The 12,999-nt window shown below is 70.4% G+C and carries 8 protein-coding genes and 2 pseudogenes; 4 read left to right on the plus strand and 6 right to left on the minus strand.

Annotated features, from left to right (window positions below; translation table 11 throughout):
- Window positions 1-272: 272 nt before the first annotated feature.
- The 3 genes from AAG801_RS33980 (at window position 273) to AAG801_RS33990 (ending at window position 6,640) form a co-directional block, all read left to right on the plus strand.
- A complete protein-coding gene (locus tag AAG801_RS33980) occupies window positions 273-767 on the plus strand; it encodes a nucleoside deaminase (protein ID WP_341892379.1) in 495 nt (164 codons plus the stop codon).
- A 93-nt stretch (window positions 768-860) separates the two neighbouring features.
- On the plus strand, window positions 861-1,448 hold the full coding sequence (locus tag AAG801_RS33985) for an SCO family protein (RefSeq protein ID WP_341892380.1): 588 nt from the start codon (window positions 861-863) through the stop codon (window positions 1,446-1,448).
- Window positions 1,449-1,603: 155 nt separating this feature from the next.
- On the plus strand, window positions 1,604-6,640 hold the full coding sequence (locus AAG801_RS33990; RefSeq protein ID WP_341892381.1) for an AbfB domain-containing protein: 5,037 nt from the start codon (window positions 1,604-1,606) through the stop codon (window positions 6,638-6,640).
- Window positions 6,641-6,680: 40 nt separating this feature from the next.
- Here AAG801_RS33990 and AAG801_RS33995 read toward each other — a convergent pair whose 3' ends face one another.
- The 6 genes and pseudogenes from AAG801_RS33995 to AAG801_RS34020 form a co-directional block, all read right to left on the minus strand.
- Window positions 6,681-8,135 (minus strand): aldehyde dehydrogenase, encoded by a 1,455-nt coding sequence (locus AAG801_RS33995; RefSeq protein WP_341892386.1) that lies wholly within the window; start codon window positions 8,133-8,135, stop codon window positions 6,681-6,683.
- A gap of 273 nt (window positions 8,136-8,408) precedes the next feature.
- Window positions 8,409-8,918, minus strand: a pseudogene (locus AAG801_RS34000) (ATP-binding cassette domain-containing protein); the annotation flags it as partial.
- Window positions 8,915-9,661, minus strand: a complete 747-nt coding sequence (locus AAG801_RS34005; RefSeq protein ID WP_341892382.1) for an ABC transporter ATP-binding protein — start codon at window positions 9,659-9,661, stop codon at window positions 8,915-8,917. The gene AAG801_RS34005 and the pseudogene AAG801_RS34000, both read right to left, overlap by 4 nt.
- A complete protein-coding gene (locus AAG801_RS34010) occupies window positions 9,658-10,629 on the minus strand; it encodes a branched-chain amino acid ABC transporter permease (protein WP_341892383.1) in 972 nt (323 codons plus the stop codon). Before AAG801_RS34010 ends, AAG801_RS34005 begins: the two co-directional genes overlap by 4 nt.
- Window positions 10,630-10,639: 10 nt before the next feature.
- The gene (locus AAG801_RS34015) at window positions 10,640-11,518 is read right to left on the minus strand and encodes a branched-chain amino acid ABC transporter permease (RefSeq protein WP_341892384.1); all 879 of its coding nucleotides are present in this window, start codon (window positions 11,516-11,518) and stop codon (window positions 10,640-10,642) included.
- The gene (locus AAG801_RS34020; RefSeq protein WP_341892385.1) at window positions 11,518-12,711 is read right to left on the minus strand and encodes an amino acid ABC transporter substrate-binding protein; all 1,194 of its coding nucleotides are present in this window, start codon (window positions 12,709-12,711) and stop codon (window positions 11,518-11,520) included. Before AAG801_RS34020 ends, AAG801_RS34015 begins: the two co-directional genes overlap by 1 nt.
- A gap of 196 nt (window positions 12,712-12,907) precedes the next feature.
- On the opposite strand from AAG801_RS34020, the pseudogene AAG801_RS34025 reads away from it, so the two are divergent.
- A pseudogene (locus AAG801_RS34025) lies at window positions 12,908-12,999 on the plus strand (IS5/IS1182 family transposase); the annotation flags it as partial.

Below are 12,999 nucleotides of genomic sequence, written 5' to 3' on the forward strand. Positions count from 1 at the left end.
CGCCGCTCAGTTCCTCATCGACGCTGGAAGGCGGGGTGGGAGAGTTCTCATTGCCGTCGGTCCGTCTCAGCGGCCGATGCCGCCACGGGCGTCTCTCCACCCCAGCGCCTTGAACCATACAAGCCACCAGCGGGCAGCGCCTGCCGCGACGCTCAAAGAAGGCACGAAAGCAGACGCACGCGAACCTCGGCTCAGGGCCGCGAACGGCCAATGCAAACAAGTTGGTTGAGCTCGAACTCATTTCCGCCTGAGCCATTGATTACAGTGCTGCCATGAATCCCCGCAGCGAACCCAGTCACGCGCAAGTGATCGCGCTGCTGCAACGCGCACAGGCGCTGGCCGAACGCGCCGCTGCAGCAGGCCACCACCCCTTCGGCGCGCTGCTCGTCGGGCCGGATCATCAGACGGTGCTGATGGAGCAAGGCAACGTCGACAGCGTCAACCATGCAGAGGCGGTGCTCGCCCGCGAGGCGGCACGGCGCTTCGCGCCGGACGTGCTGTGGGCCTGCACGCTGGTCACTACCGTCGAGCCCTGTGCGATGTGTGCCGGCACCCAGTACTGGGCGCACATCGGCCGAGTGATCTACGGCATGGAAGAGCGCGAACTGCTGCGCCTGACTGGCAACCACGCCGAGAACCCGACGCTGGACCTGCCCTGCCGCGAGGTCTTCTCACGCGGCCAGAAGGATGTCCGCGTGATCGGCCCGGTGCCGCAGATGGCCGAGACCATCGCCGCGACCCACCGGCGCTTCTGGGCGTCGCGCTGAGCCGCTCCCATCGCTCCCAGGCCGCCCGCGCGGCGCAGATTCCCCGAGTCAGGCGGGTGACATCAAGTTACAAGCTGAGCAGACTCGCCGTCCATGCCCAGCCTGCGCCTGCCTCATCGCCTCGCACTGCTGACCGCCGCGGCGCTGGCCCTCGGGGCTGGCGTGCCCTCGCGCGCCGCCGTGCTGCCAGGCATCCAGCTGCAGGACCAGCACGCGGCCGCGCTCACTGCGGCCTCGGTCGCGCAGCGCGTGGTGCTGCTGCACTTCGTGTTCACGACCTGCTCCACCACCTGCCCGACGCAGGTGCGCGAACTGGCGGCCGTGCATGACAGCCTGAGCAAGGAAGCGCGCGCACACGTCCGCTTCCTGTCGGTGTCGGTCGACCCGCTCAGCGACACGCCCGCCACGCTGGCGGCCTTTGCGCGCCGCATGGACGCGCAGCGTCCCGGATGGAGCTTCGCCACCGGTCGGCCCGAACAGGTGCAGGCCCTGGTTGATCGCATGCAGGCGACGGCGCCAGGGCGGCCGCGCTCCGCGCCGCAGGACCACCGCACCTCGCTGTACCTCTTCGATGCCTCCGGCGAACTCGTGCAGCGCTTCGCCGGCGTGCCCGTCGACCGGCCCCGACTGGCGGCCGAGATCAACCGCCTGGTGGCCGCCAAGGCGCGCACGGCTCCCTAGCCCCCCAATCCGCCCCCGCGCGGCCTGCACGCCGCGCCCCCACGAGAAGAAGAACCATGCCCCACTGCACGCCGCGATTTGCCCTTGCCTTGTCGATGATCGCCGTCCTCGTCGCGTGCGGCGGCGGAGGTGATTCGAGAGTCGCACCGAGCGCGGTGGACACACGCAAGCTGGCGAAGGCCGCCAGCGACGAACTGTCGGTCGTGCTGCCCGATGTGGCCGACCCGCTGTTCCAGGGTCTGAACATTCCGGCCGATGCGCCGACACGCGGCATGTGGTCGGCCACGCAGGCCTGGCCGATGAACGGCCTGCATGCCGCGCTGCTGCCCGACGGCCGGGTGCTCACCTACGGCACGCCGCAGAACACACCGGCCACGCAGGACGGCCGCACCTACGACTTCTGGGATCCGTCGCAGGGCTTTGTCGCGGCGAGCCACGTGACCTCGTTCGACGCCACGCGCGTCAACAGCTTCTGCAACACCTCGGCCTGGCTGGCCGACGGGCGGCTGATGCTCACCGGCGGCAACACGCCGCTGGGCTCCTCGCTGCTGACGCCCGCCACCGGCAGCGCGCTGACGGACACGGCCACCTTGGCCGACCAGCGCTGGTACGCGACCATGCTGACGCTGCCGGACGGCCGCAACATCATGCTCGGCGGCATGGACCCCTACCAGGAGGACATGCGCAACAACCCGGACGCCGCCATCGCTGCCGGCACGGTGTCGATGACGCCGGAGATCTACAGCGCCGGCAGCGGCTGGCGCAGCCTGACCGGCGCACGCAGCCGCGACGCCTTCGGCCCCGACTACCTGCGCGCCTCCTACCCGCGCGCCTGGGTGGCACCGAACGGCCGCGTGTTCGGCATCTCCGCCGAGACGATGTGGAGCCTGGACGTCGCCGCCAACGATGGCGCCGGCGGCATCACCGTGCACGGCCGCTTCAAGGGGCCAGCCAGCGCCACGGTGCCGGTCAACGTGGGCGCCACCAACACCGCCGTGATGTTCGCGCCCGGCCGCGTGCTGCAGGTCGGCGGCAACGGCTACTTCAACGGCGACGGATTGCCCGCGAGCAACCTGGCCACGGTGATCGACTTCAACGACGCCGAGCCGGTGCTGACCGAGACCGCCGCGATGACCTACCCACGCCGCTTCCCCAACGCGGTGGTGCTGCCCGACGGCCGGGTGCTGGTCACCGGCGGCACGCGCGTGGGCAACAACGGCGGCGCCGATGCGGTGTATGCCGCCGAGATCTGGAACCCCGCCACCGGCGCCTGGACGCTGGGTGCCAGCGCGGCGCAGATCCGCGTCTACCACTCGGCCACGCTGATGCTGGCCAACGGCACGGTGCTGTCCACCGGCGGCGGCGCGCCCGGGCCGGTGAACAACCTGAACGCCGAGGTCTACTACCCGCCCTACCTGTTCCGCACGGTCGATGGCGCGGCGCAGCTTGCACCGCGGCCGCGCATCAGCTCGATCAGCTCGCTCGCCTTCAACCATGGCAGCGCCGTGCAGCTGCGCATGGCCGGCGAGGCGCCGGTGGCGCGCCTGGTGATGCTGGCCAACGGCTCGGTGACGCACTCGTTCAACAGCGGCCAGCGCTTCCTCGAGATCCCGTTCACGCAGAACGGCGCCTCGATCAGCGCCACGCTGCCAGCCAGCGCCAGCCTGGCGCCGCCGGGCTACTACCAGATCGTCGCGCTCGATGCCGCCGGCGCGCCCTCGCGCGGCGCCATCGTCTCGCTCGGCTTGCAAGGAAATCTGCCCGCGGCGCAGAGCGACATCGTGCGCAACCAGGCGGTGACGCTGGCAAGCACCAACGCGCCGGATCAGTCAGTGACCGTGGACAGTGACGGCATCGCCGGCCTGGCCGCCACGCCGAACAGCGCGCGCGCGCCAGCGGCAGCCCAGTTCTGGGTGCGCAACGGCCAGGCCGATGCCAATTGCCTGTCGTTCGAATCGGCCGCCTCGCCGGGCCAATGGCTGCGCCGGCGCGAGCAGCGCGTGACGATGGAGGCCGCCGACGCCAGCCCGGCCTTCGCCAGCGACGCCACGTTCTGCGCGCAGTCCGGCCTGTCCGGCGCGGGCGTGTCGCTGCGCGCGTTCGGCCCGGGCGATCTGTTCCTGCGTCACCGCGGCAACGAGCTGTGGCTCGAGGCCACCACCAGCGACGCCGCCTTCGCCGCCGACGCGAGCTTCGTGCCGCGCAGCACGCTGCCGCAGGATGCGGTGGTGCAGCTCGCCAGCGTGGCCGTCGACGGCTCGGTGGTGGCGGTGGACGCCAACAACCTCGGCGTGCTCGCCGCGCTCGGCAGCACGCCCGCCGAAGCGGCTCTTGCGCCGGCGCGCTACAGCGTGCGCGCCGGTCTGGGCGATGCGAACTGCGTGTCGTTTGAATCGGTGGCGGCGCCGGGCCGCTGGCTGCGCCATGCCGGCTACCGTGTGCAGTCGTCGGCCTTCGCCGATACGGCGCTGTTCCGCGCCGATGCCACCTTCTGCCCCGAGCCCGGCCTGGCCGGCACGGGCGTGTCGCTTCGTTCGAAGAACTTCCCCACGCGGGTGATGCGGCACATCGACGGCCAGATCTGGATCGATCCGCAGACCGCCGATGCGGCCTTCACCGGCAGCGCGAGCTTCCTGGTGCGCCAGTTCGCGCCGGCCGCGGGCCTGCCCACGCTCGAGGCGCTGCCTGCCGCGCCGGTGCTCGTCGGCACGGCCGCCTCCTGGAGCCCCGGGCTCGATGCCGCCGGGCTGCAGTTCAGCTGGGACTTCGGCGACGGCAGCAGTTCGCCGTACGCCGCCAGCAGCGCCGCGAGCCACAGCTACGCCAGCGCGGGGACTTACCTCGTCACGCTGACCGTGCGCAACGCCACCGGCCAGACCAGCTCGCGCAGCTTCCTGCAGGCGGTGGCCCTGCCGGCCGCCAGCGGCGCGCCGCGTGCAAGCTCGCAGATGCTGCTCGAGCCGCGCGGCAGTGCCGCCGCCCGGCTGTGGGTGGTCAACCCGGACAACGACTCGGTCAGCGTGTTCGACACCGCCGGCCCGGCCCGCCTCGCCGAGATCGCCACCGGCAGCGCGCCGCGCAGCATCGCCCGCGCGCCGGACGGCAGGCTGTGGGTGGTCAACCGCGACGGCGCCTCGATCAGCGTGATCGACCCCGCCACGCTCACCGTGGTGCGCACCATCGCGCTGCCGCGCGCCTCGCAGCCCTACGGCATCGTGATCTCCAGCGGCGGCAGCGCCTACGTGAGCCTGGAAGCCGGCGGCCGGGTGCTGGTGCTCGACGCGACCACGGGCAATGCGCTCGGCTCGATCACGGTCGGCGCCAACCCGCGGCACCTGGCGCTCAGCGCCGACGGTGCACGGCTGCTCGTCTCGCGCTTCATCACACCGCCGCTGCCGGGCGAAGGCACGGCCAGCGTGGCCAGCGCCGTCGAGGGCGTGCAGCGCGGCGGCGAGGTCGTGGTGATCGACACCGCCGCGATGGCCGTGCAGCGCACCGTGGTGCTGCAGCACAGCGACCGCGCCGACACCTCCATCTCCGGCAGTGGCGTGCCCAACTACCTGGGCGCGGCGGCGATCTCGCCCGACGGCGGCTCGGCCTGGGTCCCCTCCAAGCAGGACAACGTCAAGCGCGGCGCCCTGCGCAACGGCAGCGCGCTGGACTTCCAGAACACCGTGCGCGCCATCAGTTCGCGCCTGGACCTCGCCACCCTGAGCGAGGACAGCGCTGCACGCATCGACCACGACAACGCCAGCGTGGCCAGCGCCGCGAGCTACGACGCCAGCGGCGCCTACGTCTTCGTCGCGCTCGAGACGGCGCGCCAGGTCGCGGTGCTCGATGCGCGCAGCGGCGCGCAGCTGATGCGCGTCGAGACCGGCCTCGCGCCGCAGGCGCTGGTGGTGTCGGCCGACAACACGCGCCTGTTCGTGCACAACTTCATGGGCCGCAGCGTGCAGGCGGTCGACATCACGCCGCTGACGACGCTCGGCGAGCTGCGCAGCACCACGCTGGCCTCGGTGGCCACGGTGGGCACCGAGAAGCTCGCTGTCAACGTGCTGCTGGGCAAGCAGCTGTTCTACGACGCCCGCGACACGCGACTGTCGCGCGACGCCTACATGAGCTGCGCCAGCTGCCACAACGACGGCAGCCACGATGGCCGCACCTGGGACCTGAGCGCCCAGGGTGAAGGCCTGCGCAACACCATCAGCCTGCGCGGCCGCGCCGGCCTCGGCCACGGCCGGCTGCACTGGAGCAGCAACTTCGACGAGGTGCAGGACTTCGAAGGCCAGATCCGCGCGCTGGCCGGAGGCACCGGCCTGATGAGCGACACGCTGTTCAACACCGGCACGCGCAACCAGCCGCTGGGCACGGGCAAGGCCGGCCAGAGTGCCGATCTCGACGCGCTGGCCGCCTACGTCGGCTCATTGAGCCAGATGCCGCTGAGCGCGGCGCGCAGCAGTTCCGGCGCGCTGACGGCGGCGGCCCAGGCCGGCCGGGCGGTGTTCGCCGCGCAGGGCTGCGCCGGCTGCCACGGCGGCACCAGCTTCGCCAACGGCGGCGGCACGCTGCTGGCCGATGTCGGCACGATCAAGGCCAGCAGCGGCAAGCGCCTGGGCGCGCTGCTGCCCGGCATCGACGTGCCGACGCTGCGCGACGTGGCGCTCACCGGCCCCTACCTGCACGACGGCTCGGCCGCCTCGCTGGCGGCGGCGGTGCAGGCGCACCGCGGCGTGACGCTGGCGGCCGCAGACCTCGACAACCTGGTCGCCTACCTGGGCCAGATCGGCAGCGAAGAGGTGGCGGCGCCGGCGGCCCTGCCCGCGGGCGCGGTGCGCTGCGCCAGCGAGCGCGGCACATGCAGGCCGCCCTCGGGCACGCCGGCCACGGTGTACTACGGCGCCGACAGCCGCTGGGTCGGCATCGGCGCGGTCAACGGTTCGATCGCCTGCAACAACAGCGTCTTTGGTGACCCGGCCCAAGGCACCGGCAAGGCCTGCTACTACGTGGCAGCCACCAAGTGCAGCAACGAACGCGCTACCTGCACGGTGCCGGCAGGCAAGACGGCAACGGTGATCTACGGCGCCAACGGCCGCTATCACCTGCGCAGCGGCGTGAGCGGCGCGCTGGCGTGCAACAACACCACCTTCGCCGACCCGCTGCCCGGCGTCGGCAAGGCCTGCTGGCTGCGCTGACGGCGCACGCGGGCCGGGCGGCGCCCGGCCCGCGTGTCGATCAGAACGGGTAGTGCCGCGGTGTCGTCTGCACGGTGATCCAGCGCAGCTCGGTGAACTCGGCGATGCCGGCCTTGCCGCCGAAGCGGCCGAGGCCGGAACCCTTGACGCCGCCGAAGGGCATCTGCGCCTCGTCGTGCACCGTCGGGCCGTTGACGTGGCAGATGCCAGACTCGATGCGCCTGGCCACGTTCATTGCCCGTGCCACATCGCGGCCGAACACCGCCGCCGACAGGCCGTACTCGTTGTCGTTGGCGCAGTCCACCGCCGCATCGACGCCCTTCACGCGCACGATGCACTTCACCGGGCCGAAGGTCTCCTCGTGGTAGATGCGCATCTCGCGCGTCACGCGGTCGAGCACGGTGGCCGGCATCAGCGTGTCTTTCGCCTTGCCGCCGCACAGGAGCTTCGCGCCCTTGGCCAGCGCATCGTCGATCAGCGCGTTGCAGTGCTCCACCGTGCCCATGCCGACCACCGAACCCAGCACCACCGGTTCGGGCTTGCGCGGGTCGCCCAGCGGCAGCTTGCTGGCCTTGCCGACGAACTTGTCGATGAAGGCCTCGGCGATCTTCTCGTCGACGATGAGGCGTTCGGTCGACATGCAGATCTGCCCCGAGTTGGCGAAGCAGCCGAAGGCGGCGGCGTTGACCGCGTCGTCGATGTCGGCGTCGTCGAGGATCACCAGCGGCGCCTTGCCGCCGAGTTCCAGCACCACCGGCTTGAGGTACTTGGCGCAGGTCATCGCGATGATCTTGCCCACGCGCGTGCTGCCGGTGAAGTTGACCCGCCGCACCGCCGGGTGGGCGACCATCGCCTCGACCACCTTGCCGGCGTCGGCCGGTGCGTTGGTGATGTAGTTCACCACGCCAGCCGGGAAGCCGGCATCCTGCATCGCCTCGATGATCAGCTGGTGGGTGCGCGGGCAGTTCTCGCTGCCCTTGAGGATCACCGTGTTGCCGCAGGCCAGCGGCGCAGCGATGGCACGCACGCCGAGGATGATCGGCGCGTTCCACGGCGCGATGCCCAGCACCACGCCGGCCGGCTGGCGCACGCCCATGGCGAGAGAACCCGGCACATCGGAGGGGATCACCTCGCCGCTGATCTGCGTGGTCAGCGACGCCGCCTCGCGCAGCATGCCTGCCGCCAGCATCACGTTGAAGCCGGCCCACATGGCGGTGCCGCCGGTCTCGGCAGGCACCGCCTCGCAGAACTTCGGCGTCTTCGCTTCCAGCGCGTCAGCCGCCTTCAGCAGCAGCGCGCGGCGTTCGCCAGGGCCGGTCTGGCTCCAGGTCTTGAAGGCTTCGGCGGCAGCTTCGACGGCGGCCACCGCGTCGGCTTCGCTGGCAGCCGGCGCGCGCGTCGCGACGCTGCCGTCCAGCGGGTTGCGGCGCTCGAAAGTGGCGCCCTTCTCGGCCGAGACGGCCAGGCCGTTGATCAGCATCGACAGGTCGGACATGGTGTGCTCCTTGTGAACGGCTTGGGATGCAGTGGTGCCAGAACCCTGGCCCAGATAAGCGTGGCGGATGACGGTGGAACGCGCGAGCAGAAAGGCCGGCCCGCTGGCGACGAGCTTGCCGCGCTCGAGCACGTAGCCGCGGTCGGCCACGGCGAGCGCCTTGCGCACGTTCTGCTCGACCATCAGCACGGTGGTGCCGGCATCGGCGATGCGGCGCGCGATGGCCAGCAACTCGTCGACCATCTTCGGCGCCAGTCCGAGCGAGGGTTCATCGAGCATCAGCAGGCGCGGCGCGCTCATCATCGCGCGGGCGACGGCGACCATCTGCTGCTCGCCGCCGCTCATCGTGCCGGCGAGCTGATTGGCGCGTTCGCGCAGCTTGGGGAAGTCGGCAAAAGCCTGCTCGAGCCGCTTCGCGCGCTCTTCCGGCCCGACCAGCCAGCCGCCGAGTTCGAGGTTCTCCGCCACCGTCATCTGCGGGAACAGCTGGCGGCCTTCGGGGACCAGCGCGATGCCGCGCTTGACGATGTCGGAGGTCTTGGCGTCGCGCTCGATCTCCTCGTCGTCGAGCCTGAGCAAGCCGCCGCGCGGGATCAGTCCGGCGATCGCCTTGAGCAGCGTGGTCTTGCCGGCGCCGTTGGGGCCGAGGATGACGGTGAGGCCGGGGCGCGCTTCCAGCTTCAGGTCACGCAGCACGAGGAAGGGTCCGTAGCCGGCGGACAGCCCTTCGACCTTCAGGTGCGCGAGCTTGCGAGCGAGCATCGCTTCGATGTCGTTCTTCATGCGGCCTCGACCATTTCGTCACCCAGGTAGGCCTCGACGACCTCCGCGTTGCGCACCACTTCCGCCGGCGTGCCGTCGGCGATCTTGCGGCCCTGGTGCAGCACCAGCACACGCTCGACGTGGCGCAGCAGCGTGGTCACGGCGTGTTCGATCCAGATCACCGAGAGGTCGAGGTCGTCGCGCAGGCGGCGGATCAGCTGCGCCATGGCCTCGATCTCGTTCTCGGTCAGGCCGGCGGCCACCTCGTCGAGCAGCAGCAGCTTCGGCCGCGTGGCCAGCGCCATTCCGATCTCCAGCAGGCGCTGCTGACTGGGCGTGATCGCCGCCGCCGGCAGTGCGGCCTGATCGGCCAGGCCGATCAGGTTGAGGATGCTGGTCTCGTCCTTCAGCAGCCAGGAGGCCTGGCGGTGCCGGCCGGCGAACTGCAGGCCGAAGTCGATGTTGGCCGCCACGCTCAACTCGGCGAACACGCGCGGCGTCTGGAAGGTGCGCGCGATGCCCTGCTGGGCAAAGCGATGCGGCTTGGCACCCGTCAGCCGCGAGCCGCCGGCGAACAGCTCGCCCGCGGTCGGCTCGACCACGCCGGACAGCGCATTGAAGAAGGTCGTCTTGCCCGCGCCGTTGGGGCCGATGATGCCGACCAGCTCGCCCGGCGCGAAGGCGGCGCTGACGTTGTCGACGGCGGTGAGCCCGCCGAAGCGCACCGTCACGCCGCGCGCCTCCAGCAGCGGATGGCCGTTCATGCCGCCACCTTCTTGGTCTTGTCGCGGCGCAGTTCGCGCCACCAGCCGCGGATGTCGTCGCGCCACATCGTGAAGGTCTCGCGCCGCAGCGAGGCCAGGCCGCCGGGCAGGTAGAGCACCGAGAGGATCAGCAGCAGCCCCAGCGTCATCATGTAGAGCTGCGGCAGCTGCAGGCGCAGCGTCTCGGCCAGCAGGCTGAACACGATTGCGGCGATCAGCGGCCCCCACAGCGTGGCCGCGCCGCCGATCAACGCGATCAGCACGGTCTGGAAGCCGATGAAGGGGTTGAAGACGGTGGCCGGGTCGATGTACGTCCAGCGCACGCTCATCGCCGCGCCCACCGCACCGGCGAAGGCAGCGGTCAGCGCGAAGCCGCCGACCTTCACTAGGCGGGTGTTGACGCCGAGCGTCTGCGCACGCTGCTCGTCGGCGCCGATGCCCTGCATCGCCAGGCCGAAGCGGCTGCGCCGCACGAGGATGGAGGTGAGGATGGCGAGCACCGCGAGGGCGAGCACGGTGAGGTAGATGGTGTCGCGCTCGGGCACCACGCTGAGCACGCGCCCGACGGTGCCGGTGACCTGCTTCTCCCAGTAGGTGATGGCGTGGCGGATCAGCTCGGTCATGCCGAAGGTCAGCACCGCGAAGTAGGTGCCGCGCAGGTGCAGCACCGCCGCGCCCATCACCACCGCGACGCCGGCGGCGATGGCCGCGCCGAGCGCGATCGCCATCCACCAGCCCGAGGTCTCGAGCGTCAACGCGCTGGTGTAGGCGCCGATGCCGAAGAACGCCGAGGTGGCCAGCGACAGGTAGCGCGTGCTGCCGCAGAACAGGCTCCAGCTCGACGACAGGCCGACGTACATCAGGCAGGTCAGCGCCATCGAGACGGCGAACTCGCTGCCGTAGTGCGGCGCGGCCAGTGCCCAGCCGGCCAGCGCGAAGAGAACGAGCAGATCCCGCCTGGTGTTCATGGAGAGTCGCTCACTTGCGCGCAAACAGGCCGTTCGGTCGCCACAGCAGCACGGCGATGAAGATGCCGTAGGACAGCAGCGACTTGAGCGAGGGGCTGGTGAAGTGCATGCCGATCGCCTCGATCACGCCGAGCGCGAGCCCGCCGACCAGCGCACCGCTCATGCTGCCGAAGCCGCCGAGCGTGATGACGATCAGCGCCGTCACGGTGTAGGGCTCGCCCATGCTCGGTGAGATCGTGTAGGTCATCGACAGCAGGCAGCCGGCCACGCCCGACAGGCCCAGGCCGACGCCGAACATCAGCGGGTGCAGCCGCTCGGTGTCGATGCCCACCAGCTGCGCGCCGGTGGGCGACTGCATCAGCGCGCGCACGCCCTTGCCGTACAGCGTCTTCTTCAGCGTGACGATCAGCGCCGCGCTGAAGGCCAGCGCGAGCGCCAGCAGCAGCAGCTTGTTGGCGGCGAACTGTGCCGAGCCGATGGCCACCGGACTGGTGAGGAAGTCGTAGCCGCGCAGGTCACCACCCCAGGCCATCTGCGCGAAGTTCTGCACCAGGAACATCAGGCCGAAGCTGACCATCAGGCCGCGGGCTTCGAACACGTCGAGGTTGGGGCTGGTGCGGGTGAGGCGCCGGAACACCAGCCGGTGCACGCCGAGGCCCAACGCCATCAACAGCGCGAAGGCGACCGGGATCATCAGCAGCGGTGAGATGCCGAACTGCGTGGTTGCCATCCAGGTGAGGAAGGCGCCGACCATCAGGAACTCGCCGTGCGCGATGTTCAGGATGCGCATCAACCCGTACTGCAGGTTGAGACCCAGCGCGACGAGTGCATAGACGCCCCCGGTGATGAGACCGGAGGCGATCAGCTCGAGCCAGGCCCCGGCGGTCATCACACCCAGGCCGGCTTCGAAGCAACCAGAGGCGCCGTGGCATTCGCCTTCGGCCACACCACCTCGAATTCCCCCTTCTGCCACTGGCTGACCGTGCCCGGCGTGCCGACGTTCTCGCTGCCGGCGAACTTGATCTTGCCGATGATGGTGCTGTGCTCGTTGCCGGCCACGAAGTCGCGGATCGCCTTGCGGTCCAGGCCGACCTTGGCCACCGCCGCCGTCAGGACCTCCAGCGAGGCCCAGGCCGCGCCGCTGGCCCAGCGGTCGGGCTCCTTGGCGGCACCGAACTTCTTCACGTGGGCATCGAAGTAGGCCTTCGCGCCCGGGCTGGTCTTGCCGTTCCACGAGCCCATGCCGAGCACGCCTTCCGCGCCGGCCTGCATCACGTTGCGGTAGAGCTGGAAGGCCGTGCCGACGCTGGCATAGAAGAACTTCGGGTTGAAGCCGACCTCCTTGGCCTGCTTGCTGGCCAGGATGGTGTCGGGCGGGTAGGTCAGGCCGATGAAGGCGTCGGGGTTCTTGTCCTTCATCGAGCGCAGCACCGGAGAGAGGTCCTTCACGCCCAGCGGGTAGCTCTTGTCCTCCACCAGGCTGATGCCGCTGCCGGCCAGCGCCACCTTCAGCGCGGCGTAGTTCTCCAGGCCGAACAGGTCGTCGACGTAGATCACCGCGGCGCTCTTCGCGCCGTTGGCCTTCAGCATGTCGACCAGCGCATCCATCATCGGCTTGGGCTGCTGCAGCATCAGGAAGAAGTACGGCAGCTTCATCTCGATCAAGCGACGGCTCAGCGCCGTCGGCGCCAGGAACGGGTAGCCGAAGCGGTTGGCCAGCGGTGCGACGGCGAAGTTGGCGTTGCTGCCCCAGGGCGGCAGCACCAGGTCGACCTTGTCGCTGCCCATCAGCTTCTCGTAGGTGCGCACGCAGGTCTCGATGTTGCTCTGGTCGTCGCTGCTGATCAGCTCGATCGGCCGCTTCGTGCCCTTCACGTTCAGTCCGCCCGCGGCGTTCTGCTGCTCGGCCCACAGCAGGTAGTTGGGCTCCTGGCTGACCTGGGCGCCGGTGGTCCAGGGGCCGGTGCGGGCGATCGCGTAACCGACGCGAACCGGCGCGGCCTGGGCGCGCACGAGCGAGGGGAAGGCCAGCGCGGCGGGTGCGGCGGCAAGGGCCTGGACGACGGTGCGGCGAGTGCTCATGGTCTGTCTCCGTGGTGGGATGGAACCCGGCTCGATCCGGCCGGTGGGCGGGTGGTGTGCGACGGGATCGGATTCTTCGCACCCGCGGCCAAGGCGGCTTTGCGTGCCGTGCACCGCCACTTGCCGATCCGTGCAAGCCGACTAGGGCCTGTTAACACTAATTGCGCAGCGGTCGTTCTGCATTGACACTGTGTCGATGGAGATCACTGCAGCGCAATTCGCCCAGATCGAGCACTGCCTGCCTCGGCAGCGAGGCAACGTCAGCTTGTCGAATCTGCAGGTGCTCAA

The organism is Variovorax sp. YR752, from assembly GCF_943372545.1.